This window comes from Polynucleobacter sp. es-MAR-4 (genome assembly GCF_018882055.1).
In the GTDB taxonomy this organism is placed as follows: domain Bacteria; phylum Pseudomonadota; class Gammaproteobacteria; order Burkholderiales; family Burkholderiaceae; genus Polynucleobacter.
In genome coordinates, this window is sequence record NZ_JACVPF010000001.1 from 897,144 (window position 1) to 921,923 (window position 24,780).

The 24,780-nt window shown below is 47.3% G+C and carries 25 protein-coding genes and 1 pseudogene; 15 read left to right on the forward strand and 11 right to left on the reverse strand.

Features of this window, described 5'->3' with window-relative positions:
• Positions 1-21: 21 nt before the first annotated feature.
• From lspA to dut, 3 genes are read left to right on the forward strand one after another with little or no spacing between them, the layout of a single operon-like run.
• Entirely contained in the window at positions 22-516 is a 495-nt protein-coding gene (gene lspA / locus ICN16_RS04535) for a signal peptidase II (protein WP_216134702.1), read from the forward strand.
• A 9-nt stretch (positions 517-525) separates the two neighbouring features.
• A complete protein-coding gene (gene coaBC, locus ICN16_RS04540) occupies positions 526-1,737 on the forward strand; it encodes a bifunctional phosphopantothenoylcysteine decarboxylase/phosphopantothenate--cysteine ligase CoaBC (protein WP_216134705.1) in 1,212 nt (403 codons plus the stop codon).
• Positions 1,738-1,788: 51 nt separating this feature from the next.
• A complete protein-coding gene (dut, locus tag ICN16_RS04545; protein WP_216134708.1) occupies positions 1,789-2,238 on the forward strand; it encodes a dUTP diphosphatase in 450 nt (149 codons plus the stop codon).
• Between the two features lie 9 nt (positions 2,239-2,247).
• Here the strand turns inward: dut and ICN16_RS04550 are convergent, their stop codons facing one another.
• From ICN16_RS04550 to clpS, 3 genes and pseudogenes are all read right to left on the reverse strand, one after another.
• On the reverse strand, positions 2,248-3,492 hold the full coding sequence (locus ICN16_RS04550; RefSeq protein WP_216134711.1) for a dicarboxylate/amino acid:cation symporter: 1,245 nt from the start codon (positions 3,490-3,492) through the stop codon (positions 2,248-2,250).
• Between the two features lie 123 nt (positions 3,493-3,615).
• Positions 3,616-5,922, reverse strand: a complete 2,307-nt coding sequence (gene clpA / locus ICN16_RS04555) for an ATP-dependent Clp protease ATP-binding subunit ClpA (protein WP_216134714.1) — start codon at positions 5,920-5,922, stop codon at positions 3,616-3,618.
• A pseudogene (gene clpS, locus ICN16_RS04560) lies at positions 5,919-6,176 on the reverse strand (ATP-dependent Clp protease adapter ClpS); the annotation flags it as partial. The pseudogene clpS and the gene clpA, both read right to left, overlap by 4 nt.
• Positions 6,177-6,550: 374 nt before the next feature.
• Between clpS and ICN16_RS04565 the strand changes: the two are divergent.
• Positions 6,551-6,754 (forward strand): cold-shock protein, encoded by a 204-nt coding sequence (locus tag ICN16_RS04565; RefSeq protein ID WP_011903586.1) that lies wholly within the window; start codon positions 6,551-6,553, stop codon positions 6,752-6,754.
• A 122-nt stretch (positions 6,755-6,876) separates the two neighbouring features.
• Positions 6,877-7,332: a DUF192 domain-containing protein gene (locus tag ICN16_RS04570; RefSeq protein ID WP_255533600.1), complete on the forward strand. Its 456-nt coding sequence runs from the start codon at positions 6,877-6,879 to the stop codon at positions 7,330-7,332.
• Positions 7,333-7,427: 95 nt separating this feature from the next.
• On the opposite strand, the gene ICN16_RS04575 is transcribed toward ICN16_RS04570, so the two are convergent.
• Genes ICN16_RS04575 through argF form a run of 3 tightly spaced genes read right to left on the reverse strand, consistent with a single transcriptional unit; the run spans position 7,428 to position 10,014 of the window.
• A complete protein-coding gene (locus ICN16_RS04575) occupies positions 7,428-7,733 on the reverse strand; it encodes a pyrimidine/purine nucleoside phosphorylase (RefSeq protein ID WP_216134724.1) in 306 nt (101 codons plus the stop codon).
• Positions 7,734-7,778: 45 nt separating this feature from the next.
• A complete protein-coding gene (locus ICN16_RS04580; protein WP_114653916.1) occupies positions 7,779-9,008 on the reverse strand; it encodes an argininosuccinate synthase in 1,230 nt (409 codons plus the stop codon).
• Positions 9,009-9,066: 58 nt separating this feature from the next.
• Positions 9,067-10,014, reverse strand: coding sequence for an ornithine carbamoyltransferase (argF, locus tag ICN16_RS04585; RefSeq protein ID WP_216134726.1), 948 nt, complete (start codon positions 10,012-10,014; stop codon positions 9,067-9,069).
• Positions 10,015-10,167: 153 nt separating this feature from the next.
• Here argF and ICN16_RS04590 point away from each other — a divergent pair, with 153 nt between their 5' ends.
• Positions 10,168-10,482, forward strand: coding sequence for a DUF3579 domain-containing protein (locus ICN16_RS04590; protein WP_114691861.1), 315 nt, complete (start codon positions 10,168-10,170; stop codon positions 10,480-10,482).
• A 75-nt stretch (positions 10,483-10,557) separates the two neighbouring features.
• On the opposite strand, the gene rpsT is transcribed toward ICN16_RS04590, so the two are convergent.
• On the reverse strand, positions 10,558-10,824 hold the full coding sequence (gene rpsT, locus ICN16_RS04595) for a 30S ribosomal protein S20 (RefSeq protein WP_015421893.1): 267 nt from the start codon (positions 10,822-10,824) through the stop codon (positions 10,558-10,560).
• A gap of 153 nt (positions 10,825-10,977) precedes the next feature.
• On the opposite strand from rpsT, the gene murJ reads away from it, so the two are divergent.
• Together murJ and ICN16_RS04605 are read left to right on the forward strand one after the other, a co-directional pair.
• Positions 10,978-12,531 (forward strand): murein biosynthesis integral membrane protein MurJ, encoded by a 1,554-nt coding sequence (murJ, locus tag ICN16_RS04600; RefSeq protein WP_216134776.1) that lies wholly within the window; start codon positions 10,978-10,980, stop codon positions 12,529-12,531.
• A gap of 5 nt (positions 12,532-12,536) precedes the next feature.
• Entirely contained in the window at positions 12,537-13,379 is an 843-nt protein-coding gene (locus ICN16_RS04605; RefSeq protein WP_216134783.1) for a SirB1 family protein, read from the forward strand.
• A 26-nt stretch (positions 13,380-13,405) separates the two neighbouring features.
• Here the strand turns inward: ICN16_RS04605 and ICN16_RS04610 are convergent, their stop codons facing one another.
• Positions 13,406-14,065, reverse strand: a complete 660-nt coding sequence (locus tag ICN16_RS04610; RefSeq protein ID WP_216134791.1) for a DedA family protein — start codon at positions 14,063-14,065, stop codon at positions 13,406-13,408.
• A gap of 67 nt (positions 14,066-14,132) precedes the next feature.
• On the opposite strand from ICN16_RS04610, the gene miaA reads away from it, so the two are divergent.
• Positions 14,133-15,137 (forward strand): tRNA (adenosine(37)-N6)-dimethylallyltransferase MiaA, encoded by a 1,005-nt coding sequence (miaA, locus tag ICN16_RS04615; protein ID WP_216134794.1) that lies wholly within the window; start codon positions 14,133-14,135, stop codon positions 15,135-15,137.
• Between the two features lie 13 nt (positions 15,138-15,150).
• Here miaA and purM read toward each other — a convergent pair whose 3' ends face one another.
• Positions 15,151-16,203, reverse strand: a complete 1,053-nt coding sequence (gene purM / locus ICN16_RS04620; RefSeq protein ID WP_216134797.1) for a phosphoribosylformylglycinamidine cyclo-ligase — start codon at positions 16,201-16,203, stop codon at positions 15,151-15,153.
• Positions 16,204-16,276: 73 nt separating this feature from the next.
• On the opposite strand from purM, the gene ICN16_RS04625 reads away from it, so the two are divergent.
• The 6 genes from ICN16_RS04625 to panB all read left to right on the forward strand — a co-directional run bounded on the left by ICN16_RS04625 (position 16,277) and on the right by panB (position 21,554).
• The gene (locus ICN16_RS04625; RefSeq protein WP_216134799.1) at positions 16,277-17,266 is read left to right on the forward strand and encodes an AI-2E family transporter; all 990 of its coding nucleotides are present in this window, start codon (positions 16,277-16,279) and stop codon (positions 17,264-17,266) included.
• Between the two features lie 12 nt (positions 17,267-17,278).
• Positions 17,279-18,037 (forward strand): DnaA regulatory inactivator Hda, encoded by a 759-nt coding sequence (gene hda, locus ICN16_RS04630; protein ID WP_216134802.1) that lies wholly within the window; start codon positions 17,279-17,281, stop codon positions 18,035-18,037.
• A 6-nt stretch (positions 18,038-18,043) separates the two neighbouring features.
• Entirely contained in the window at positions 18,044-18,724 is a 681-nt protein-coding gene (locus ICN16_RS04635; protein WP_216134805.1) for an HAD family phosphatase, read from the forward strand.
• A complete protein-coding gene (pcnB, locus tag ICN16_RS04640) occupies positions 18,721-20,121 on the forward strand; it encodes a polynucleotide adenylyltransferase PcnB (RefSeq protein WP_216134808.1) in 1,401 nt (466 codons plus the stop codon). Before ICN16_RS04635 ends, pcnB begins: the two co-directional genes overlap by 4 nt.
• Positions 20,122-20,190: 69 nt before the next feature.
• Positions 20,191-20,718, forward strand: coding sequence for a 2-amino-4-hydroxy-6-hydroxymethyldihydropteridine diphosphokinase (gene folK / locus ICN16_RS04645; RefSeq protein ID WP_216134811.1), 528 nt, complete (start codon positions 20,191-20,193; stop codon positions 20,716-20,718).
• Positions 20,719-20,735: 17 nt separating this feature from the next.
• Complete coding sequence (gene panB, locus ICN16_RS04650) at positions 20,736-21,554, forward strand: 3-methyl-2-oxobutanoate hydroxymethyltransferase (protein ID WP_216134814.1); 819 nt, start codon at positions 20,736-20,738, stop codon at positions 21,552-21,554.
• A 14-nt stretch (positions 21,555-21,568) separates the two neighbouring features.
• On the opposite strand, the gene dnaJ is transcribed toward panB, so the two are convergent.
• Both dnaJ and dnaK read right to left on the reverse strand, forming a co-directional pair.
• Positions 21,569-22,699 carry a molecular chaperone DnaJ gene (gene dnaJ / locus ICN16_RS04655; protein WP_216134817.1) on the reverse strand — a complete coding sequence of 377 codons (1,131 nt, stop codon included), beginning with the start codon at positions 22,697-22,699 and terminating at the stop codon, positions 21,569-21,571.
• A gap of 100 nt (positions 22,700-22,799) precedes the next feature.
• Positions 22,800-24,734 (reverse strand): molecular chaperone DnaK, encoded by a 1,935-nt coding sequence (gene dnaK, locus ICN16_RS04660; RefSeq protein ID WP_216134820.1) that lies wholly within the window; start codon positions 24,732-24,734, stop codon positions 22,800-22,802.
• Between the last annotated feature and the right edge of the window lie 46 nt (positions 24,735-24,780).

A 24,780-nucleotide genomic window follows, 5' to 3' on the forward strand; every position in this document is an offset into this window, starting at 1 on the left:
TCAGCAAACCAATCAAGGTAAATGAGCACAAACCTAACTTTTCTTCGTTATCTAGCGATTGCGATCGTGACGCTTTTACTAGACCAACTGAGTAAATGGTCTGCGCTCAGTAATCTTCAGCTGGGCATTCCTGAACCCGTTCTGCCATTCATGAACTGGTTACTGCTTTTTAATCCCGGCGCGGCATTTTCTTTTTTAGCGCAGAGCTCGGGTTGGCAGCGCTGGTTCTTTACGGCCCTTGGTTTAGCAGCATCTGCTTATATCCTTTGGCTACTGCGCAAGAGCCTCGGCGACAAAATGCTTTGCTGGGCTCTTAGCCTGATCCTAGGGGGTGCACTAGGCAACGTCCTGGATCGCATTATGTATGGGGCTGTAGTGGACTTTATTGACCTGCATTACGCCAATTGGCATTGGCCAGCATTCAATATTGCCGATAGCGCCATTTGCATTGGCGCTGGGCTCATCATCTGGTCCGAGCTACGCAAGTCATTTGGCAAAACCCCTCAACCCCATTAAGCTGGTGCCATGCAATCACTTTTAAATAAGAAAATCGTTCTGGGCATTTCTGGCGGCATTGCTGCCTACAAGGCTGCTGAGCTGGCACGTCAGTTGATGCAAGAGGGTGCCAGCGTCCAAGTAGTAATGACAGAGGCTGCTCAGCAATTTGTGACGCCAGTCACCATGCAGGCGCTTACAGGTAATCCGGTTTACACCAGCCAATGGGATAGCAGCATTGCTAATAATATGGCCCATATTGAACTCTCTAGAGCGGCAGATGCCATTCTGATTGCGCCAGCAAGTGCGGATCTGATGGCCAAGCTCTCTCTCGGCTTGGCAGATGATTTGCTTACTACTCTCTGCCTAGCGAGAGATTGCCCGCTATTACTTGCACCCGCCATGAACAAGCAGATGTGGGAACATGATGCGACTCAAAGAAGTGCGCAACGCCTGCTTGAAGATAAAGTTGCTTTACTTGGTCCAGCAAGTGGCTTTCAGGCATGTGGCGAAGTAGGCTACGGACGCATGCTCGAGCCTGCAGAAATTACCGAACAACTCGTTGCCTTCTTTCAGAAGAAACCTTTGGCAGGCAAGCGTGTACTCATTACTGCTGGCCCTACATTTGAGGCTATTGACCCCGTTCGCGGCATCACTAATCGCAGCTCCGGAAAGATGGGTTTTGCAATTGCACGTGCCGCTGTAGAGGCTGGCGCAGAAGTTCATATCATTGCAGGTCCTTGTGACCTGGAAACTCCACTAGAAGCAACTGGAAAAATTACGCGCACTAATGTGGTCAGCGCCAAAGAAATGCACGCAGCCACAATGCAATCTTCCGACTGCGATATTTTCTTTGCAGTTGCTGCGGTGGCTGACTGGGGCATTGCCAAGCCAGCGAAAGAAAAGATTAAACGCCAAGGTAAGCAAGCTCCAAACTTAGAGTTTGTAGCCAACCCAGACATTCTTGCCGATATGGCTAAAACGGTCAAAACCAAAGCTGGCAAGGTACACCCTTATTGCGTGGGCTTTGCGGCTGAATCTACCGATCTGCAAAAGCATGCCGAAGAGAAGCGTAAGCGCAAAGCCATCCCGATGGTAGCGGGCAATATTGGTCCAGATACTTTTGGCAGCGATCTCAACCAACTCCTCATCATTGATGAGGGTGGTATCAAGAAAATTGCCAAAGCTGAAAAGCTGCAACTGGCACGTCAGCTTATTCAGCTGGTTGCCAAAAAAATCTAATTTCAATTTCGCCGCAATCCCAATTATTTTTATTCTGATTTAGGAAATTTCATGCAACAACTTCAAGTCAAAATTCTCGATGAACGTATGCGCGATCAGTTGCCAAGCTATGGCACACCAGGGAGTGCTGGTTTAGATTTGCGCGCCTGCATTGATGATGCCATTGAAATTGCTCCCGGCCAAACTGTACTTGTGCCAACAGGTTTAGCGATTTATGTAGAAGACCCAAGCTATGCCGCCTTCATCCTCCCGCGCTCTGGCCTAGGCCATAAGCATGGCATCGTTCTCGGAAATCTAGTGGGATTAATTGACTCTGACTACCAAGGCCAACTCATGGTCAGTACTTGGAATCGCGGCTCCACAACATTCAAGCTCGAGCCTATGGAGCGCCTGGCTCAGTTAGTAGTGATGCCAGTGCAACACGTGCAACTCAAAGTAGTTGAAGAGTTCACAGAAAGTAGCCGCGGCGCAGGTGGCTTTGGCAGCACAGGAAGAGGCTAAATCCGCACTTTATAGATTGGATTGGTGAGGGTCTAATTCACCCTCCCATTTAGAAATTACCGCAGTAGCCAATCCATTACCCAATACATTGGTTGCAGAGCGCGCCATATCCAAGAAGTGATCAACCCCCAGAATTAATAAGACGCCCGCCTCAGGCAAATTAAATTGCGTCAAGGTTGCAGCAATCACCACTAATGACGCGCGAGGAACCCCAGCTATCCCTTTGGATGTAATCATTAAGACAAGCAACATCATGAGTTGCTGAGAGATCTCCATTTCTATGGAATAAACCTGGGCAATAAAGAGGGCAGCAAATGAGCAATACATCATTGAGCCATCCAAATTAAATGAATAGCCCACAGGCAAAACAAAAGAAGCAATTTTATTCTTACAACCAAATCGCTCGACTTGCTCAAGGGTCATAGGATAGGCAGCTTCTGAGCTTGCAGTTGAAAACGCCAAAAGGACGGGCTGGCGAAGCATGGATACCAATTGGAAGGTGCGGCCTTTTAAGACCAATGCGCTGATCAAAATAATGACTAGCCACAATAACAAAATAGAACAATAAAAACTCAACATGAACTTGCCGTAAGTCATCAGTATTCCAACACCATTTTCAGCAATTACAGTAGAGACTGCGGCAAATACTGCCACTGGAGCAAACTTCATTACTGCGGTAGTAATTTTCAACATGATGTGTGAGAGCATGTCTAAATTACGAACTAATTCCTCTGCCCGCGGCCCCATACTGCCCGCCGCAACACCAAAAAATAAGGCGAAAACAACAATCTGCAAAATCTCATTTTTCGCCATCGAGTCAACAATGCTGGTTGGGAAAATATGCTGAATAAATTGGGCTAAGTTAAATCCACCCTTGCTAAGTCCCGTACTGGCACCTAGTTCAGGAATGGGCAGATTTACACCAACACCAGGATCAAGCAAATTCACCATTAAGAGCCCTAAAAGCAGGGATACGCCGGACATCGCGATAAACCAGCTAAAGGTTTTTAATCCAACACGTCCAATAGTGGATGCATCACCCATTCGAGCTATTCCGACCACCAATGTCGCGAATACTAGTGGCGCAATAATCATCTTGATTAGTCGCAAGAAAATATCCGTCAATATGGATACATAACTCACATACTGATTAGCCAAACCAGACTCAGCCCCAAATTGATAGATGAGATATCCCGCAATAATCCCCAAGATCATTGCAGCAAGAATAAAGTGCGTTAATTTTTTAGACGTCATACAAATCCAGTTTTAGCAGGCAAAAAATTTGATGCCGCAATTTTAAGCCCCACACATCATCGCAGAACTAAAAAACCACCCGAAGGTGGCTTTTTAGTAATCTAGCTTTAGCGATAGAAGTAGTTAAATTTCTTCAACTGGCGCTACATCTGCCTTGGGAGCTTTACCTCTCAAGACCGGGGCATCAAACTGAAGCTGAACTTTGCCATCAGCATCAATATCAACGTCCACATGACCGCCCTGTGCCAATCTACCGAATAGCAATTCATCAGCCAAGGCTTTACGAACCGTATCCTGAATAATGCGCTGCATTGGTCTTGCACCCATGAGCGGGTCAAAGCCATGCTTGGCTAGATGCGCACGCAATGCTGGGCTAAAGGTCGCATCGACTTTCTTCTCATGCAATTGCTCTTCCAACTGCATCAAGAACTTATCTACTACACGCATGATGATGGTTTCATCAAGAGCCTTGAAGGAAACAATCGCATCCAAGCGGTTACGGAACTCTGGAGTAAAGAATTTCTTGATATCCGCCATCTCATCACCAGACTCACGCGCATTGGTAAAGCCAATGGTGGACTTCTGCATGGCTTCTGCTCCAGCATTGGTTGTCATGATGATGATGACATTGCGGAAATCAGTCTTGCGACCGTTGTTATCGGTCAAGGTGCCATGATCCATTACCTGCAAGAGAATATTGAAAATATCTGGATGCGCTTTTTCAATCTCATCGAGCAATAGAACGCAATGCGGCTTCTTGTTGACGGCCTCAGTTAGCAAGCCACCTTGATCAAAGCCAACATACCCTGGAGGCGCGCCAATTAAGCGGCTGACAGCATGACGCTCCATATACTCAGACATATCAAAGCGTAGAAGCTCAATACCCAAGATGTACGCAAGCTGCTTAGCAACTTCAGTCTTACCCACACCAGTTGGGCCAGAGAACAAGAATGATCCAATTGGCCTATCGATCTTGCCAAGACCAGCACGAGTCATTTTGATGGCGCTCGCCAAAGCTTCAATTGCAGGATCCTGACCAAATACGACACTCTTAATATCGCGATCTAGTGTTTGCAACTTACTACGGTCATCTACAGTGACAGACTGCGGTGGTATCCGAGCAATCTTCGCAACGATCTCCTCAATCTCAGGACGACCAATGGTTTTCTTCTGCTTAGATTTTGGCAGGATGCGCTGAGCCGCACCAGCCTCATCAATCACATCAATTGCCTTGTCTGGTAAATGGCGATCATTGATATAGCGGGAAGATAGTTCAGCCGCGGCTACCAAAGCGGCGGAGGCGTATTTAACACCATGATGCTCTTCAAAGCGTGACTTCAAGCCACGCAAGATTTGCACAGTCTGATCAACCGTTGGCTCAACTACATCCACCTTCTGGAATCGACGTGACAAGGCTGCATCTTTTTCGAAAATGCCACGGTATTCGGTAAAGGTAGTTGCACCGATACATTTGAGCTGACCATTTGACAGTGCAGGCTTCAATAAATTGCTTGCATCCAATGTCCCACCCGATGCAGCGCCAGCACCTATAAGCGTATGAATTTCGTCGATAAATAAAACGCCATGCGCACTGTCTTTTAAAGACTTCAGCACACTCTTCAAGCGTTGCTCAAAATCTCCACGGTACTTAGTACCGGCTAATAGCGCACCCATATCCAATGAGTAGACTGTCGCATCCGCCAAGATCTCAGGCACATCGCCCTTCACAATTCTCCAGGCCAGACCTTCTGCGATTGCAGTCTTACCAACGCCAGCCTCACCCACCAATAGTGGGTTATTTTTACGACGACGGCACAGCACCTGAATCACTCGCTCGACTTCGCTATCGCGCCCAATTAGAGGGTCAATCTTGCCCTGCTTAGCCAGAACATTGAGGTTCTGGGTGTATTGCTCTAGAGGGCTCTCTTTGCCGCCAGAACCAGCCTCTTCAGCCTCTTGAGTAGATTCGGCAGGCTTCACTTGCTCAGCCTGATCTTTGCGAACACCATGGCTAATAAAGTTCACCACATCTAAACGAGTCACACCCTGCTGCTGCAAGAAGTAAACCGCATGCGAATCCTTTTCACCAAAGATAGCGACGAGCACGTTAGCGCCAGTAACCTCTTTCTTGCCATTTGAAGTAGATTGCACATGCATGATGGCGCGCTGAATCACGCGCTGAAAACCTAAGGTTGGCTGCGTATCAACTTCATCGTTACCAGGGACAACAGGCGTGTTGTCATTAATAAAGTTTTTAAGTTGCGCACGCAGCTCAGCAATATTGGCAGCGCAGGCTTTTAAAACCTCGACTGCGGTTGCGTTATCCAACAAGGCGGCAAGCAAATGCTCGACCGTAATGAATTCATGTCTTGAAGCTCGTGCGTCAACAAACGCCATGTGCAAACTGACTTCTAGTTCCTGGGCAATCATGCTTCCTCCATAGTGCACTGTAGTGGGTGACCCGCTTCGCGGGAGAGCTCGATAACTTGATGCACTTTTGTTGCCGCAACATCACGTGTAAATACACCGCAAATGCCTTTGCCAACTAAATGAACCTGCAACATGATCCGTGTAGCTGTCTCATGATCTTTATTAAAATACTCCTGAATAACCATCACCACAAATTCCATTGGCGTGTAATCGTCATTCAATAGTAAAACTTTATACATCGAAGGCGCCTTTAGTTTCTCGGCCTGCTTTTCGAGAAGAATGGTGTCTTCAATATGGGGGTTGTTTGGATTGCCAACCGTAGGATTTTTCGTTGTACGACTCATGTGAATCATTCTAAACACAGATATAAAAATTTGGATTTGGGGGCTTTGTTGCAAAAAACCATCAAGAAAGGCCCCTTAACCCCATATTGGGGCATTTTTCGATAAAAAAAGGGGTCTTTAGCAGTAACTATCTTTACTCAACCCCTTGACACCCCACCATAAAGGGCAAACAATCAGGGGGTAGGCTTTATTTGAAGTCCTATTTAGGCGTGTTGTAGAGCGAGACTGATTAAAAAGTATTCACCCTCATCACGGTTGTTTTAAGTTTATGTAATGGAGTTCGCATGGCGACCGGAATTGTTAAGTGGTTCAATGATGCAAAAGGTTTTGGCTTTATCAAACCTGATGATGGTGAAGAAGAGTTGTTTGCGCATTTCAGCGCAATCACAATGCCTGGGTTCAAAACCCTCAAGGAAAACCAAAAGGTAACGTTTGACATTACCCAAGGCCCTAAAGGCAAACAAGCTACTAATATCCAAGCAGCTTAATCTGCTTTAGATCATTACTAAAAACCCAGGACTTGTTCCTGGGTTTTTTTTCGCCTGTATTTTCTTGTCTTACCAGCCCTGCCTTAGAATTACTCCCACTTACACCCATCACTTAAAATAACATGCGCTTACCCAATATCAAACAATTCGTATTTTCATTGGCAGTGATTGTCAGCAGCTTTTCAAGCACTACGTTTGCACAACAGAATGTTGGCCTACCAACGATTGAACTCAAGACTGGCATCTATCGCATACAGGCGGAGTTAGCTGATACACCAAAGGCCCGCGAAGTTGGACTCATGAATCGGACTAGCATGCCCACCAACTCCGGGATGTTATTTGTCTTTGAACAAAAAGCTGGGCATTGTTTCTGGATGAACAACACCAAGATTCCGCTGTCGATTGCGTTTATTGCTGATGATGGCAAGATTGTGAATATCGAAGAGATGCAAGCCGAGACCACCAATAACCACTGCCCTAAAGCGCCCGTTCGCTATGCCCTAGAGATGAACAAACAGTGGTTCTCTGAGAGAGTCATCGTGCCAGGTACAGTCATTCAAGGGTTACCCAAGAAATAAAAGTTTGTCTTTCGTCTATAGAAACAAAAACGCAGACCTCGGTCTGCGTTTTCTTTTGGATACAAGAGGAGCGCTCCTCTTGCTTGCTCAACTACTTATTCAAAGTGACAAACATAGTGCACTGGAGACTCGGCGCGAATGATGAAATAACCACCCTTTTCCACTTCCCAGCTTTGGCCAGCCTTGAACTCGACTTCTGGAGCGCCGTTGATGCTAACAAACGCATTACCGTCAACCACTTCCATAACTTCTTTAGTGCTGAGGTCAAAACGTAAAGTGCTTGGCAGTACAACGCCAACTGACTTGCGAATGCCGTTTGGCAAAGTCACGGTATGAGATACACACTTACCATCAAAAAATACATTGGCTTTTTTGCCTACAGAAACTTGATCAAATTGCATCTTTATTCTTTCTAATCTGAATTACTAGTTTGTTATTTATTTGAATTATTTAGCGCGCTTACGTCTTGCAGTTTCAGCAATTCGCATACGCAAAGCATTGAGCTTAATAAATCCACCGGCGTCGGCTTGGTTGTATGCACCACCGTCATCATCAAAGGTTGCGATAGTCTGATCAAACAGCGTGTTCGCTGAATCACGTGAGATCACGGAGACGGATCCTTTGTAGAGCTTCAAGCGAACAACACCATTGACCATCTGTTGAGTGTGATCAATCAAGGTTTGCAAAGCTAGACGCTCTGGCGCCCACCATAAACCGTTGTAGATCAAACTAGCGTAACGTGGCATCAAGTCATCCTTGAGGTGAGCTACCTCACGATCCAAGGTAATACTCTCAATACCGCGGTGCGCTTTTAGCAAGATAGTGCCGCCAGGAGTCTCATAGCAGCCACGGCTCTTCATACCCACGAACCGGTTCTCAACCAAATCAAGGCGGCCAATGCCATGCATACCACCGATGCGGTTGAGCTCAGCTAACAACTCGTGCGGCTTGTATGCCTTACCGTTAATAGCAACTGGATCACCAGCGCGGAATTCAATTTCAATAATTTCTGGGGTGTCTGGAGCCTTCTCAGGAGAAACCGTCCAACGCCACATCGACTCTTCAGCTTCAGCATTTGGGTTCTCAAGATGACGACCTTCATAGCTGATATGCAACAAGTTGGCATCCATAGAATATGGTGAGCCACCTTGCTTATGCTTCATCTCAACAGGAATGCCATGCTTCTCCGCATAGGCCATCAATTTTTCACGAGAGAGTAAATCCCATTCACGCCAAGGGGCGATTACTTTGATTCCTGGCTCGAGTGCGTAGTAGCCTAGCTCAAAACGGACCTGATCATTACCTTTTCCGGTAGCACCATGCGATACAGAATCAGCACCAGTTTGGCGAGCAATTTCAATTTGGCGTTTAGCAATCAAAGGACGTGCAATAGAAGTACCTAAGAGATACTCACCTTCATAAATCGTATTGGCACGGAACATCGGGAATACAAAGTCACGTACAAACTCTTCACGCAAGTCATCGATAAAAATATTTTCCGGCTTGATGCCGAACTGCAGCGCTTTAGCGCGTGCCGGCTCAAGCTCTTCGCCCTGACCTAAATCGGCAGTAAAGGTGACGATCTCACACTGATAAGTATCTTGAAGCCATTTCAAGATCACGCTAGTGTCAAGACCGCCGGAATACGCTAGAACTACTTTTTTAATATCAGACATGATTTCTATTCAATCAAAAAAATTAACCAATAACTAACAAAACAAATTTCTTAAAAAATTAATCCAAACGACCGCAGAGTAAATACTCCATCAAAGCCTTTTGAACATGCAAACGATTTTCAGCCTCTTCCCAAACAATACTCTGAGGGCCATCGATCACTTCTGCAGAAACCTCTTCACCGCGATGTGCTGGCAAGCAATGCATGAACAACGCATCTGGCTTGGCCAAAGACATTAACTCCTCATCCACCATCCAGTCTTTGAAGGCGGCCATACGAGAAGTATTTTCATCCTCATAGCCCATACTGGTCCATACATCAGTGGTAACCAAGTCAGCGCCTTTGCAAGCGTCTTTTGGATCGCTACAAACGGTGAGATGCTTTAATGCTTTAGCAGTCAATCTGGAGTCATCGAGCTGATAACCGCCAGGAGCAGAGAAGCGGATTTGAAAATCTAAACACTCTGCCGCCTGAATCCAGGTGTAAGCCATATTATTGGCATCACCCACCCAAGCAACTGTTTTACCTTGAATTGGACCGCGCGCCTCCACAAAGGTAAAGATGTCAGCCAAGACTTGGCAAGGATGATATTCATTAGTTAAGCCGTTGATCACGGGCACACGAGAATTGGCGGCAAAGCGCTCAATAATTTCTTGCCCAAAGGTGCGAATCATGATGATGTCAGTCATCCTGGAAATCACCTGCGCAGCATCCTCTACAGGCTCACCACGGCCCAACTGGGTATCGCGGGTATTCAGGTAAACGGCGTGGCCACCAAGCTGATGTATGCCCGCCTCAAAAGAAAGGCGAGTGCGAGTTGAGTGCTTCTCAAAGATCATCGCTAGAGTGCGATCATGCAAGGGATGCCAAGTCTCATAACTCTTAAACTTGGTCTTGAGCCAAGCAGAGCGTTTAAGGAGGTAGTCATACTCTTCGCGCGTCAGATCAGCAAACTGCAAGTAATGCTTAACCTGGCCAGGCACTTGGGGCTTTGCCAAAGATGTCATTGTTGAGCTTTCTACTAGAGTTTTAGCTTGCATTTTTTGTTTTGAGCATCGAACTGCACGAAAATAGTTCCTAAAGTCATCTTAAGGCCTTCGCAGACTGTTAAGCTAGAGGGCTGAGCAACACTGATTCCTTACAACGATTTTTACGCCAACTTGAACCACAAAAAGCTTTTCATTCAAGGCATTACAACTTCTGGCAAACCTTTTCGCCCCAGCGACTGGGCCGAACGCCTTTGCGGAGTAATGGCCACTTTTCGCCCACCAGGCGATGCTGGCGACCCCCGCTTCACTTACTCGCCTTATGTCAGACCAGTGGTTATTGCAAAAGTGAAATGCGTTGTTATTGATACCAGACTAAGAGACCTCGATCCGAGAGCACTCGACTTTGTCATGAACTTTGCCAAAGACAATAGCCTGCCAATCGAAGAGGCCTGCGAGTTCGAACCGAATTCGCAATCCCAGTCCTAAAAACAAAAACCCGCTCTGATAAGGAGCGGGCTTAGACTCAGATTACTCTAGAGTCTGCCTAAAACTATAAAAGTCTTACGCTGCCATTGCCTTAATGGCTGCAGACAAACGTGACTTCTGACGTGATGCAGTATTTTTGTGAGCAATCTTTTTATCAGCAATCTTATCGATTGTTGATTGAGTTGCTGCGAACACTTTAGCTGCAGCAGCCTTGTCGCCAGTTTCAATTGCTTTACGAACTGCCTTAATGGAAGTGCGAAGCTTTGAACGCAAACTGGAGTTGTGTTCATTCTGTTTTACTGCCTGCCGTGCGCGTTTACGCGCTTGTGCGGTATTGGCCATCTTTAAACCTTGCTATATAAAAATTACAAAATACGATTAACTGAAAATCTGCGTGGGTTCGCCAAATTTGTAAGCTGACTCACCAAAACCCAAGATTTTACATTAAAGGACTAAAAAAGCCCAGTCGCTTGATAAATAGGGGAAAATTGGCCCATGAATCTGCTTTCTGCTGCCGCCAAGGTTAGTTCACTCACAATGCTCTCCAGGATTACCGGACTTCTCCGGGAGACCCTGATTGCCCGTAGTTTTGGGGCTTCAGAGTGGACTGACGCCTTTAATGTGGCCTTCAGGCTTCCTAATTTGCTACGTCGACTCTTCGCCGAAGGGGCCTTTTCCCAGGCATTTGTGCCCATTTTGGGGGAAATTTCGAGCAAAGGGGATGTAAAACAGTCCCAGATCCTCGTAAATGCCGTTGCTACGCTCTTATTTTGGGCTTTGCTGCTCACGGTACTACTTGGAGTCATTGGCGCGCCCTTGCTGATTCTGGTGATTGCCACCGGCTTTGAGGGTGGCCCTGCCTATGAGGCGAGCGTAGTCATGACCCGCATCATGTTCCCCTACATTGGTCTCATTTCCATGGTTTCCCTGTCTGCTGGGATCCTCAATACCTTTGGCCGCTTTGCCATTCCAGCATTTACCCCTGTTTTACTCAATTTAGCCCTCATCGGTAGCGCCATCTTTTTGGCGCCCCATCTAGATCAGCCAATTTATGCCTTGAGCATTGGAGTTCTCTTGGGCGGATTCTTGCAGCTTGCGATTCAGGTTCCAGCACTCTCCCGCCTAGGCCTATTGCCTCGAGTGGGCCTTTTGCCAGGCGCAATAAAAGCAGCAGTTAAAAATCCGGATGCAAGGCGCGTCATGAAACTCATGGGGCCTGCCGTATTTGCAGTATCAGTCGCCCAAATTTCCCTCATCATCAACACCAATATTGCCTCTCGCTTACAGGCGGGGAGTGTGTCCTGGCTATCTTATGCAGATCGCCTGATGGAGTTTCCTACGGCCCTCTTGGGTGTTGCGCTGGGAACAGTCTTACTGCCAAGCTTAAGCAAGGCCAATGCAAAAAATGATTTGGTGCATGCCGGTGAACTCCTAATCTGGGGTTTGCAGCTCACCTTTTTACTAGCCGCCCCTTGCGCGATAGCTCTATTTATCTTTGGGGAGCCTCTAGCAGCAGTGCTGTATCACTACGGTAAGTTCAATGCCTTGGATGTCTTAATGACACAGCGTGCGCTGGCAGCCTATGGCGTTGGACTAATTGGCCTCATTTTGGTGAAGATCTTGGCTCCTGGCTTTTACTCTCGACAAGATATTCGCACGCCAGTCAAAATTGGCTTGCTTGTCTTAGTGGCAACCCAATTAGCCAATTTGGTTTTCGTTCCTTGGTTAGGACATGCTGGACTTGCACTCTCCGTTGGTGCTGGCGCATGCCTGAATGCCGCACTGCTGTGGGTGGGTCTGCATCGACGTGGCGCTCTGCCAAGCGCCGCTTGGTTAAAGTATTTAGGACAGCTCTTGCTTGCCCTGATCCCCTTTACATTCCTCTTGTATTACGCGGCTAGTGCCCATAATTGGATAGCACTGCAATCCACTCCCTGGACTCGGATAGGGCTAGTAGCTGCCTGGCTAGCTGCCGCTGCCGTGATTTATTTTGCTGCCTTAGGGCTTGTTGGTATTCGCTGGCAAAAATTCCTACGTCATGCAAAATAGCTTTTATGCCAACACAACAACTCGACTATTTCACCTCCCTCGTTGCTGAAGACGAACACTTCCCCTTAACCGAGGCGACAGTAGCAGTTGCACAGCATGCCTACCCGGACCTTGATGTTCAGGGGGTGCTAGATCAGATTGATCAATGGGGCAACAAGCTCAAGCAACGCATTACTCCAGATACGCCACCCATTCAGCGCCTACAGTTGCTCAAGCATTTCTTTTATAACGAGTTGGGTTTTGGCCCCAACCCGAATGACTTCTACGCGCCCGAAAATTCTTATCTTCATCAGATCATTGAAAATCGTCGCGGAATTCCAATCTCATTGGCGATCTTGATGATGGAGCTCGGGCAGCAAATTGGCTTGAATATTCGTGGTGTATCTTTCCCTAACCACTTCATGATGCGCATCTCCCTGCAACAAGGTGAAATCATCATGGATCCATTAAATGGCGAATCTCTTTCAAAAAATCAATTGCAAGAAATGCTCGACCCATATCTTGATGCCAAAGGCTATCGTGGTGAGCTCAGCCTGCCATTGAATATTTTCTTAAGAGCCTCGAGCTCTCGAGAAATTCTCTCGCGCTTTATGAGAAATCTCAAAATGATTTATTCAGAAGATGAGCGCTGGGAGCGACTGCTAGGCATTCAAGAGCGTCTAGTGATCTTGTTGCCAGATTCAACCGAAGAGGTTCGTGATCGGGGCTTGATCTTTGCGCAACTAGAGTATGTTCGCCCTGCACTAGCCGATCTTCATCACTACTTAAGTGAAATGCCGGGTGCAGAAGATGCGGCAGATATTCGTGAGCACATCGCCACGCTTGAAAGCCAAACCAAGCTGCACTAAGCAGTCCTCTTGAGTAATCTTATTTTTTATTTCTTTTTGCGCTGAAATATTTTGTATAGCGCGGCCAGCACAATTGGAATAGCTGCCGCACCAATACCAATCAACACAATCACATTCAGGTTTTGACGAATGATGGGAATGTTGCCAAAGAAGTAACCGGCAACAACTAAACCAAAAACCCACAAGAGTGCGCCAGTCACATTGAATAGCTGGAAGCGAGAGAAGTTCATTGCTGAAACACCTGCAACAAAAGGTGCAAAGGTGCGAATGATCGGTAAAAAGCGGGCCACGATAATTGTCTTGCCGCCATGCTTCTCATAAAAAGAGTGCGTCTTACGCAAAGCTGCTTGATCAATCCAGCGTGACTGGCTACTAAAAATTCTTTCACCAATCCAGCGACCAATAAAGTAATTCACGGTATTGCCAGCAATGGCAGCGATTAACAATCCAATGCAAAGAGTCCAGAGATTGAAATGCTCAGTAGCACAATAGGCTCCAGCAATAAACAATAATGAATCACCTGGCAAAAATGGAGCAACTACTAAACCAGTCTCTGCAAAAACGATAGCAAAGAGTAGTCCATAAGCCCAATAGCCGTATTGCTGAATCACCACATCCAAATGACGATCAATGTGTAACAGCAAATCGCCCAACTGCAATAAGGTATCGATCAAATCATGCTCCATGTATTTGTTGCAAGAATATTAACAGGCCAGCCACACAGATTCAGAGAATTCATTCCTATAATGAGATATGCAAACTGAACTTCACATTCAGCCTACGCATTCTCTTGATCGGCCACCCGTACTCTGTATTGTTGGCCCTACAGGCGCAGGCAAAACCCATCTCGCTATGACATTGGCAGAACATGCCAAATCTATTGGCCATACCGTTGAATTAATCAGCATGGACTCCGCCTTGGTATATCGTGGCCTAGATATTGGCAGCGCCAAACCAACCAAGGCTGAACAAGCTGCAGTTCAGCACCACTTGATCGACATCTTGGAGCCTACCGAATCCTATTCAGCGGCGCGCTTTGCCAATGATGCTAAGCGACTATGCGAAGAAATTCGTCATCGCGGACATATTCCCGTTGTGGTGGGGGGCACGATGTTGTATTGGCGAGCTTGGGCATACGGCCTATCCTCCCTACCGCCAGCAGACCCAATAATCCGTGCCCGCCTAGATGGGCAAGGCAAGGTTATTGGTTGGCCCGCGATGCATTCTGAATTAGCCAAAGTAGACCCTATTACTGCCGCACGTTTACAGCCGAATGATTCTCAAAGGGTGCAGCGCGCTTTAGAGGTTTATGAAATCACTGGTAAAGCGATGTCAGAACTGCTGGCAGAGTCGCCAAGCGAAGATGGCAGAGAAGGTTCAGCCATTCCAGAATGGATTAATCTGATCTCACTAGAGCCAAGCGATCGATCACGTCTGCATCAGAATCTAGAAAGACGATTTGATGAAATGCTTGTCGGGGGACTATTAGAGGAAGTTGAGTTACTCAGAAAGAATCCAGGCTTACATGGCGACCTACCCGCGATTCGCTCCGTTGGCTATCGACAAGTCTGGGAATATTTATCTGGCGAAGTGGATCATGCAGAAATGCGCTACAAAGCACTGGCCGCGACTAGACAGCTTGGCAAACGACAGTTAACTTGGTTACGCGCAATTGCAGGAAGAAAAACATTTGACCCCTTCAACCCAGATGAGTTGAAAGCGGCCATAGAGTACTGCAAACAAAGCCTAAGCAAATAGGCTTTGCTGAATATTAAATAACGATAGTTTGCGGTGCGCCAGCTGGACGCTCTACAACCTCGCCAACAGTCCAAGCATGCAAACCTTCAGCTTTGAGTGATTGGATTGCAGCATCCGCTTGATCGGCAGTAACGATCACCACCATACCGATACCGCAATTAAACACGCGCACCATTTCTGCATCTGCTACGCCACCCTTCATCTGCAACCAGCGGAAGAGCTCTGGCATTTGCCAGCTATCGCGATGCAATACAGCTTGCGTATTTTCTGGGAGTACGCGTGGTACGTTGTCCACTAAGCCACCACCAGTGATGTGCGCCATGCCCTTCACATTGACCTCACCGATCAACTTCAACAACTGCTTGACATAAATTTGTGTAGGGGCCATTACAACATCACCCAAAGAACGGCCACCTAAATCATCAGTTGGCTTGGCGCCAGCACGCTCAATAATCTTACGAACCAATGAATAACCATTGGAATGTGCGCCACTCGAAGCAATCGCTAAAACTACATCGCCAGGAGTAATTGTTGCGCCAGTAATAATTTTCGATTTTTCAACTGCGCCAACGGCAAAGCCAGCCAAGTCGTATTCACCTGGAGGATACATGCCAGGCATTTCAGCAGTTTCGCCACCAATGAGTGCGCAACCTGACAATTCACAACCTTTAGCAATTCCGCCAACTACCGTCGCAGCAGTATCAACAGTGAGCTTGCCGCAAGCAAAGTAATCCAAGAAAAAGAGGGGTTCAGCACCCTGAACCAAAATGTCATTCACACTCATTGCCACTAAATCTTGACCGATCGTGTCATGACGATTCCACTCAAAGGCCAATCTGAGTTTTGTACCCACACCGTCAGTGCCAGATACCAATACTGGCTCTTTGTAGCGTTTTGGCACCTCAAACAGGGCACCAAAGCCACCAATACCCGCCAATACGCCTTCGCGCATGGTTTTCTTGGCCAAAGGCTTGATGCGATCTACCAAATCATCCCCAGCGTCGATGTCGACACCAGCGTCACGGTAGGAAAGGCCTTTTGAGGAAGAATTGGTAGGTGAGTTCATGGCAGAGATAGAAGATTAGTAAAAAACGTTACTTGGTCGGTAGAATCATTGAATTCTAGAGGATTCGAGCACGATGGCTGAAATTTTTACCCCTTTTCTAACTGCATTTATTCTGGCTTATGCCTTACGCCCAGTTTGCTTGTGGCTTGAGAGGCATCGCCTACCCCGCGCCGCCGCGGCTGGGATTGCCATGATTATTGGCTTGGGAGTGTGTTTTTTGATTTTGAGCCTGTTTATCACCCTCCTCAAAACTGAAATTCCCCTCATCAAGGCTCAATTTCCGACCTGGATCCAAAATACCCAATCCTGGCTTGGACCTAAGTTAAGCGAATTAAACATCCATATGGATTGGAGTGCCCTCAAGTTCAGCGCCACCCAAAAGATTACCGAGCACTTCAATGACAATTCTGAGGCACTCATATCCTCCACTTTGGAGACGGTTCTGACTTCAGGCAGCTCTGTTATCGCCGGATTTGTGAATGCAGTTCTGATCCTTTTTGTGATGTTTTATCTATTAATCGACTGGGATCATTTTTTTCAACTAGTTAAAAAAATTGTGCCTCTGCGTGCGCAAGAAACTGTTCATCACCTCGCCATGCATACCGATGGTTTGTTATCGCAATATCTCCGTGGCATGCTGATCGTCATTTCCATCATGTCAGTTTTCTATAGCGTTGGATTAAGTGCGATTGGCATTAAAGGTTCTGTGGCCTTAGGCGTCTTCACCGCACTCATGATTGTGATCCCCTATATTGGCATTACCTTAGGTTTCACCTTGGCCATCCTCGCAGCTCTTTTACAGTTTGGGCCTGGTGGTGCAATCATTGGCGTCCTGATCTTATACGGACTAGGGCAATTCATTGAAGGCTTCTTCCTTACACCTCGCCTGGTCGGGGAGCGAATTGGTTTACATCCAGTCGCCGTGCTCTTTGCCTTGTTGTTATTCGGAAAGTTGTTTGGCTTCTTTGGCGTACTACTAGCATTACCCACAAGCGCAGTCGGCTTAGTGCTTTTGCAATACGGTTGGTCACGCTACACTCAAAGCTCTTGGTATCAAAAGTAAATTTCAGCAGTAATGAATAACTCCTCACTACCAAAACAGTTTGCGCTCGACATTGGTCATACGCCCAAGCCCAGCTTAAGTAATTTTTTAGCCGGAGAAAATCTAGCACTGCACTCAGCCTTACTAGCTTTAGTTAAAGCTTGGGAAATAAACACCCCAAGAGAGGCTAGTGAAAACCTTCTGAACAAACGCTGGATCTATTGGTGGGGACCAGAAGGCTCTGGTCGCACCCATTTGCTTAGCGCTATTGGCGATGCCGCCCAGGAATTGGGTTTGGAGCACTTCCCCCTCACCCCCAATGAGCCGATTTCCTGGGTACGCCTAGAAGAAAGCCTGCCCACCCTCTGCTTAAGTGATAAGCCATCCGTAATCACTGTAGATGACGTGGATCGACTAGATGAACGCTTGGTAGCGTCCTTATTTCGTATTCTGAATGCCATTCAAGGTAGCAAAGCGGTTCATATTTTCATGGCTGGCAATGCTGCCCCTGGTGCCTTAAGGCTCAGAGAGGACTTGCGCACTAGATTGGGTTGGGGTTTGATCTTTCAAACTCACCTTTTAGGCGATGATGAGAAAATAGAGGCCTTACAGCAAGCAGCGCAAGCGCGTGGCTTGGTTTTATCGCCAGATGTACTACCTTGGCTATTAAATCGCTTTTATCGCGATATGCCTAACCTCATGGCTTTGATTGATGCTTTGGATGCCTATTCACTAGAAACAAAACGTGCCGTGACCTTACCTCTCGTTAGAGAGCTCTTACAGCCCAAATAAACATTAATGACTCAATTAGCACTGTTCGACTTAGATCACACCCTTCTCCCCTGCGACAGCGATTACGAATGGGGTCAGTTTTTGGCACGCATTGGCGTAGTGGATAGCAAATACTATGCGCAACAAAATGAACGCTTCTATCAAGATTACAAAGATGGCAAGCTCAATATTCAAGAGTTCTTACGCTTTGCTTTGAAGCCCCTCTCGGAGCACTCTCGTGCACAACTCAAAGAATGGCATGACGCGTTCATGCAAGAAGTCATTACTGGCCAGCTGCGTCAAGAGGCCATTGATCTCGTGAAACGCCACCAAGATGCTGGCGATCTTTGCTGCGTTGTGACCGCAACCAATAGCTTTGTTACTCGCCCCATCGTAGAAAGCTTTGGCATCGAACATCTTGTTGCCACTGAGCCCGCCACCATAGACGATAACCCTCTCGCTGATTTCACTGGCGAGGTGAAGGGTATTCCGAGTTTTCGGGAAGGCAAGATTCAACGAGTACATGATTGGCTTGCCACTCAAAATCTCGCATTGAATCAGTTGCCACATAGTTATTTTTATTCAGACTCTATGAACGATTTACCTCTCCTGGAAAAAGTTAGCAACCCAATTGCTACCAATCCAGATGCTCGCCTTCGTGATGAAGCTTCAAAACGTCACTGGCCCATACTTGAACTGTTTGCATGATTACCAAATTTATTAAACGTATTTTGCGTCGCGACCCAATGGTCCGACATACTGCAGCCCATACTTCTGGCGCTCCCAAACGAATCCCAAAAAAATCACATCGGATTGACCCGCATTTATTATCTAAAAATGCTGTGAAGGTGACTCAGACATTACAGCAGGCTGGCTACGATGCCTTTATTGTTGGTGGCGCAGTACGAGATTTAGCCTTGGGTATTGGCCCAAAGGATTTCGATGTGGCAACCAATGCCACGCCCGAGCAGGTACAAAAATTATTCCGCAAGGCACGCCTCATTGGCCGTCGCTTTCAGATTGTGCATGTGACTTTCTTTGGCAAAGGACAGCCTGAAATCATCGAGGTCTCCACCTTTAGAGCCTTGCTGGAAAACGCTGGCGAGCATGTCGCTGAAAATGGCCGCATCTTGCGCGATAACGTCTGGGGCAGCCAACATGAAGATGCTGCTCGCAGAGATTTCAGCATTAACGCAATGTACTACGACCCCGCCACCGAGACTGTACTCGACTATCACGGCGGCATGGCGGATATGCAGAAGAAAACATTGCGCATGATTGGCGATCCTGCCAAGCGCTATCGCGAAGATCCAATTCGCATGCTGCGTGCGATTCGTTTTGCCGCCAAGACTGGCTTTACCTTAGATGCAGCAACAAGTGCGCCTATCGCCAAATTGGGCAAACTAATTCATGATGTTCCATCAGCTCGTCTCTTCGATGAAATCCTTAAGCTGCTCATGTCTGGTTATTCATGGGCTGCGATTCAGGGCCTGAAAGATGCAGGACTACACCATGGGCTTCTCCCTTTACTAGATCACATCCTCGACAAGAATGCGGACTCTAAAGAGGCAAATGATTTTGTTCGCATTGCACTAGCCAATACCGATCAACGTATTCAATCTGGCAAAAGTGTTTCTGCTGGATTTTTATTTGCGACATTACTCTGGCCTGACCTACTAAGCAATTGGAAAAAGAATATTGCTAAGGGGATTTCTAACATTCCAGCACTGCATGATGCGATGGATGAGACCATCGCCAGCCAAAGTAGCGGCATGGTAATTCAACGTCGCTTCGAAAGCGATATGCGAGAAATCTGGTCTATGCAGCCCCGCTTTGAAAAGCGAGTTGGGCGCTACCCTTATCGCCTGATTGAATCTCCACGTTTTAGAGCGGGTTATGACTTTATGTTGCTGCGCTGCGCCACAGGTGAGAAAAACCCAGCCCTGGGTCAATGGTGGACCGACTTCATCACTGCCGACCCAGCCGGTCAGGAAGCTTTGATGGCCAGCGTCAAAAATGAGACTGGCAATAGCCCCTCCCCGGCAAAACGACGCCGCCGCAGAAAACCCAAAGCAGCGACTCCAGGAGAGGGCGCAGCAGACTAAGCAGACTTGAGAAAAATTCGGTAAAGTAGCCCGATAGTTTCGTGTAGTTTTCTCTTGTTTGGAATGAGCATGGCTCGAGCTTTTATTGGATTTGGTGGCAATATCGGTGACACGCGTCAGCTCATTACTGACGCGATTGTGTGCCTTGCGCAGCGTTGTGAACTCCAAATTATTACCAAAAGCTGCTTCTACCAAAGCGCACCCTTCCAAGCCACCGGTGGCGACTATATCAACGCAGTAATAGAAATTGAAACGCAATTGAGCCCTTATGGCCTACTGCATGTCTGCCAAGCAGTTGAACAAGAATTTGGCCGTGAGCGTCCTTACGCTAATGCTCCCCGTACTATTGACCTGGATATTCTGGCATTTGAGGGCGTGTCCCAAACAGATACTGAGCTAACCCTGCCTCACCCCAGAATTATTGAGCGCTCTTTTGTCCTCCTCCCTTTACTGGAAATTGCCCCGGATTTCTTTCTACCTAACTGGGGTGAATTAAAGGCCTACCTTCCTCAGGTTGCTGATCAGCGCATCGAGAAACTCCCTTGTCGCAACTGTAATTGTGGTGAAAAAGAGGTTTATAGCCAATCGGCTCATTAATTCATTAAACTCACGCCATGAGTTACTTACAAGGCGAAAAGCCAATTACGATTTCTAAACTCCTCGCCATGCGTGCCGAGGGCGAGAAAATCGCCATGCTTACGGCATACGATTCCACAATGTCAGCACTGTTAAATCGCTGCGGAGTAGAGACGATTCTGGTTGGGGACTCCTTGGGCAACGTCATCCAAGGTCACTCGAGCACCACGCCCGTAACTGTAGGGCAAGTTGCGTACCACACTGAATGCGTAGCTCGTGCAAACTCCCATGCTTTCATCATCGCCGATCTTCCCTTTGCCAGCTATGGCGACCCAGTTCAAGCCTTAGATTCAGCTGCAGAACTCATGCGCGCTGGCGCTGATATGGTCAAACTTGAAGGTGGCGGTGATTGGCAGGTTGACGTGATTCGTCACCTAGTAGAACGCAGTGTTCCGGTCTGTGCGCACTTAGGCTTGTTGCCACAATCAGTGCACATCCTCGGCGGCTACAAAGTGCAAGGTAAATCAAAAGATGCCGCCACCATCATGCTCGAACAAGCGCTCGCTTGTCAGGAAGCTGGTGCGCAAATGGTGGTTCTAGAGGCGATCCCCTCTTCTTTAGGCGAACGCATCACCGCTGAACTCCATATCCCCACAATAGGAATTGGTGCCGGTGCAGATTGCTCCGGTCAAGTATTGGTATTACAGGATATGCTGGGCATTAGCCCTGGAAAACCTCCGAAGTTTGTCAAAAACTTTTTGGATGGTCACGCCTCCATTGAGGCGGCAGTCAAAGCCTATGTTCGAGAAGTGAAATCCGGAAAGTTCCCCGGACCCGAACATGGCTTTGCTGGATAATTTTTAGCTACTGGCTAACTAAAGAAACTCTTCACACCATCAAACCAACCCTTTTGATGAGGGTTGTGTTTGTCTCCGCCTGACTTCAAGCTGTCATCAAACTTTTGCAGCAATTTCTTCTGCTCATCAGTCAGCTTCACTGGGGTCTCAACAGCAACGTGAACGAAGAGATCGCCAACCATAGTGGAGCGCAAACCTTTAATGCCTTTGTTGCGCAAACGGAATGTTTTACCAGTTTGCGTGCCCTCAGGAATCGGAAACTCAACGCGCCCCGAAAGGGTTGGCACTTCAATATCGCCACCAATCGTTGCGGTCGCAAAAGAGATTGGCATCTGTACATGCAGGTCACTGCCATCACGCTCAAATACCTTATGGGGTTTTACTCTAACCTCTACATAAAGATCGCCAGATGGACCGCCATTCACACCTGGCTCGCCGTTACCAACAGAGCGCACGCGCATGCCATCATCAATACCCGCAGGGATTTTGATTTCGAGTGTTTTTTGCTCTTTATGTTTGCCGCTACCATGGCAAGTCTTGCATGGCTTAGGAATGTATTCACCAGTGCCGCGGCACTTAGGGCAAGTTTGTTGCATTGAGAAGAAGCCTTGCTGGACACGAACCTGACCATGACCATCGCAAGTAGTACATCTCTCAGCTTTGCTACCAGGCTCAGCGCCCGTGCCATGACATGGCTTGCAATCACTCCAGCTTGGCACCCGAATTTGCGTGGTGTAACCCTCAGCAGCTTGCTCGAGAGTGATCTCCATGTTGTAACGTAAATCAGCGCCTTTATACACTTGTGGGCCTGACTGGCGTCCGCCACCCTGACCAAAGATATCGCCGAAGATATCGCCGAAGGCATCTGCAAAACCGCCGCCGCCAAAGCCGCCTCCACCAAACCCACTCGATTGATCCACGCCCGCATGACCGTACTGATCGTACGCAGCACGCTTGTTAGGATCCGTAAGAGTTTCGTAAGCTTCTTTAACTTCTTTGAATTGCGCTTCTGCTGTTTTGCTATCGGGATTGCGATCGGGGTGATGCTTCATTGCCATTTTCCGATAAGCCTTTTTTAGCTCCTCATCGCTGGCACCTTTCGCAACACCAAGCACTTCGTAATGATCGCGTTTACTTTTAGGCACAAAATTCCTCTCAACAACCTGAATGACACAAGTCGGCACGAGGCCGACTTGTTATTTAAGTACTTCTAGACTACGTTAAATGGCTTTCAATCTCCGGGGATTACTTCTTGTCATCCACTTCTTTGAAATCCGCATCCACTACGTCAGCATCCGGGGCGGCAGCTTGCGCACCACCAGGAGCTGTGCCAGGAGCAGCACCACCAGCTTTAGCTTGTTCAGCAGCCATCGCTTTTTCGCCCAACTTCTGACTTGCTTTACCCAAGGCTTCGGTCTTAGCTTCAATAGCAGCTTTATCGCTACCCTTGATTGCCTCATCCAAATCCTTCAAGGCAGCTTCGATTGCTTCTTTCTCAGAAGCCTCCAAAGTTGAGCCGTGCTCTTCCAAGGCTTTCTTGGTTGAGTGCGCCAAAGCATCAGCGGTATTGCGAGCTGTTACTAGTTCCAATGCTTTTTTATCTTCATCAGCATTCGCTTCAGCATCTTTCACCATGCGTTGAATTTCTTCTTCAGTCAAACCAGAGTTTGCTTTGATGGTGATCTTGTTCTCTTTGCCAGTGGTTTTGTCTTTTGCAGTTACATGCAAAATACCGTTGGCATCAATATCAAAAGTCACTTCAATTTGTGGCATACCGCGTTGCGCTGGAGCAATACCTTCTAAATTAAACTCACCAAGCAATTTGTTGGCAGCAGCCATCTCACGCTCACCCTGGAAGCACTTAATTGTTACCGCAGGTTGGTTATCTTCCGCTGTGGAGTAAACCTGTGAATGCTTAGTAGGGATAGTGGTGTTCTTCGGAATCATCTTGGTCATTACACCGCCCAAGGTTTCGATACCCAATGACAATGGGGTTACGTCCAAGAGCAATACGTCCTTACGATCGCCAGATAATACTGAGCCCTGGATCGCGGCACCAACAGCAACAGCTTCGTCCGGGTTCACATCTTTACGCGGCTCTTTACCGAAAATCTCTTTTACCTTGTCCTGAACTGCAGGCATGCGGGTTTGACCACCAACCAAAATCACGTCATCGATGTCAGCCACATTTACACCAGCGTCTTTAATTGCAGTCAAGCAAGGACCAGCCGTACGGTTGATCAACTCTTCTACCAAAGACTCCAACTTAGCGCGAGTGAGCTTCAAGTTCAAATGCTTAGGACCGCCTGCATCAGCAGTCACGTAAGGCAAGTTGATTTCAGTTTGTTGTGCAGATGACAGTTCGATCTTGGCTTTTTCAGCAGCGTCTTTTAAACGTTGCAATGCCAATACGTCTTTACTCAAATCTACGCCTTGCTCTTTCTTGAACTCAGCAATGATCCAATCAATGATGCGTTGGTCAAAGTCTTCGCCACCCAAGAAGGTATCACCGTTAGTAGAGAGCACTTCGAACTGCTTCTCACCATCAACGTTAGCAATTTCAATAATGGATACGTCAAATGTGCCGCCACCCAAGTCATACACAGCGATCTTACGATCCACCTTGTCTTGCTTGTCCAAGCCAAACGCCAATGCCGCTGCAGTTGGCTCATTGATGATGCGCTTCACATCCAAACCAGCAATACGGCCAGCATCTTTAGTTGCTTGACGTTGGCTATCGTTAAAGTAAGCTGGCACAGTAATCACTGCCTCAGTCACTTCTTCGCCGAGATAGTCTTCGGCAGTCTTTTTCATCTTACGCAGAATTTCTGCTGACACTTGTTGTGGCGCCATTTTTTTATCACGCGCTTCAACCCAAGCATCGCCATTGTCAGCTTGAACAATTTTGTAAGGCATCAAACCGATATCTTTTTGTACTTCGGCATCAGTAAACTTACGACCCATCAAACGCTTCACCGCGTAGATGGTGTTTTTAGGATTGGTAACTGATTGGCGTTTTGCAGGTGCGCCAACCAATACTTCGCCATCCTCAACGTAAGCAATGATGGAAGGAGTTGTGCGACCGCCTTCGGCGTTCTCGACAACTTTAGGTGCATTGTTTTCAACAACTGAAACGCACGAGTTTGTGGTTCCTAAGTCAATTCCGATAATCTTTCCCATAATGGCTCCAAAAATTAAGTTATGTGTAATTTCGTAAAACTGTGAA

Excerpts from the sequence above, each read along its gene's own strand:
- lspA (WP_216134702.1), top strand. The coding sequence starts at position 22 with ATGAGCACAAACCTAACTTTTCTTCGTTATCTAGCGATTGCGATCGTG.
- coaBC (WP_216134705.1), top strand. The coding sequence starts at position 526 with ATGCAATCACTTTTAAATAAGAAAATCGTTCTGGGCATTTCTGGCGGC.
- dut (WP_216134708.1), top strand. The coding sequence starts at position 1,789 with ATGCAACAACTTCAAGTCAAAATTCTCGATGAACGTATGCGCGATCAG.
- ICN16_RS04550 (WP_216134711.1), bottom strand. The coding sequence starts at position 3,492 with ATGACGTCTAAAAAATTAACGCACTTTATTCTTGCTGCAATGATCTTG.
- clpA (WP_216134714.1), bottom strand. The coding sequence starts at position 5,922 with ATGATTGCCCAGGAACTAGAAGTCAGTTTGCACATGGCGTTTGTTGAC.
- ICN16_RS04565 (WP_011903586.1), top strand. The coding sequence starts at position 6,551 with ATGGCGACCGGAATTGTTAAGTGGTTCAATGATGCAAAAGGTTTTGGC.
- ICN16_RS04570 (WP_255533600.1), top strand. The coding sequence starts at position 6,877 with ATGCGCTTACCCAATATCAAACAATTCGTATTTTCATTGGCAGTGATT.
- ICN16_RS04575 (WP_216134724.1), bottom strand. The coding sequence starts at position 7,733 with ATGCAATTTGATCAAGTTTCTGTAGGCAAAAAAGCCAATGTATTTTTT.
- ICN16_RS04580 (WP_114653916.1), bottom strand. The coding sequence starts at position 9,008 with ATGTCTGATATTAAAAAAGTAGTTCTAGCGTATTCCGGCGGTCTTGAC.
- argF (WP_216134726.1), bottom strand. The coding sequence starts at position 10,014 with ATGACATCTTTGGCAAAGCCCCAAGTGCCTGGCCAGGTTAAGCATTAC.
- rpsT (WP_015421893.1), bottom strand. The coding sequence starts at position 10,824 with ATGGCCAATACCGCACAAGCGCGTAAACGCGCACGGCAGGCAGTAAAA.
- murJ (WP_216134776.1), top strand. The coding sequence starts at position 10,978 with ATGAATCTGCTTTCTGCTGCCGCCAAGGTTAGTTCACTCACAATGCTC.
- ICN16_RS04605 (WP_216134783.1), top strand. The coding sequence starts at position 12,537 with ATGCCAACACAACAACTCGACTATTTCACCTCCCTCGTTGCTGAAGAC.
- ICN16_RS04610 (WP_216134791.1), bottom strand. The coding sequence starts at position 14,065 with ATGGAGCATGATTTGATCGATACCTTATTGCAGTTGGGCGATTTGCTG.
- miaA (WP_216134794.1), top strand. The coding sequence starts at position 14,133 with ATGCAAACTGAACTTCACATTCAGCCTACGCATTCTCTTGATCGGCCA.
- purM (WP_216134797.1), bottom strand. The coding sequence starts at position 16,203 with ATGAACTCACCTACCAATTCTTCCTCAAAAGGCCTTTCCTACCGTGAC.
- ICN16_RS04625 (WP_216134799.1), top strand. The coding sequence starts at position 16,277 with ATGGCTGAAATTTTTACCCCTTTTCTAACTGCATTTATTCTGGCTTAT.
- hda (WP_216134802.1), top strand. The coding sequence starts at position 17,279 with ATGAATAACTCCTCACTACCAAAACAGTTTGCGCTCGACATTGGTCAT.
- ICN16_RS04635 (WP_216134805.1), top strand. The coding sequence starts at position 18,044 with ATGACTCAATTAGCACTGTTCGACTTAGATCACACCCTTCTCCCCTGC.
- pcnB (WP_216134808.1), top strand. The coding sequence starts at position 18,721 with ATGATTACCAAATTTATTAAACGTATTTTGCGTCGCGACCCAATGGTC.
- folK (WP_216134811.1), top strand. The coding sequence starts at position 20,191 with ATGGCTCGAGCTTTTATTGGATTTGGTGGCAATATCGGTGACACGCGT.
- panB (WP_216134814.1), top strand. The coding sequence starts at position 20,736 with ATGAGTTACTTACAAGGCGAAAAGCCAATTACGATTTCTAAACTCCTC.
- dnaK (WP_216134820.1), bottom strand. The coding sequence starts at position 24,734 with ATGGGAAAGATTATCGGAATTGACTTAGGAACCACAAACTCGTGCGTT.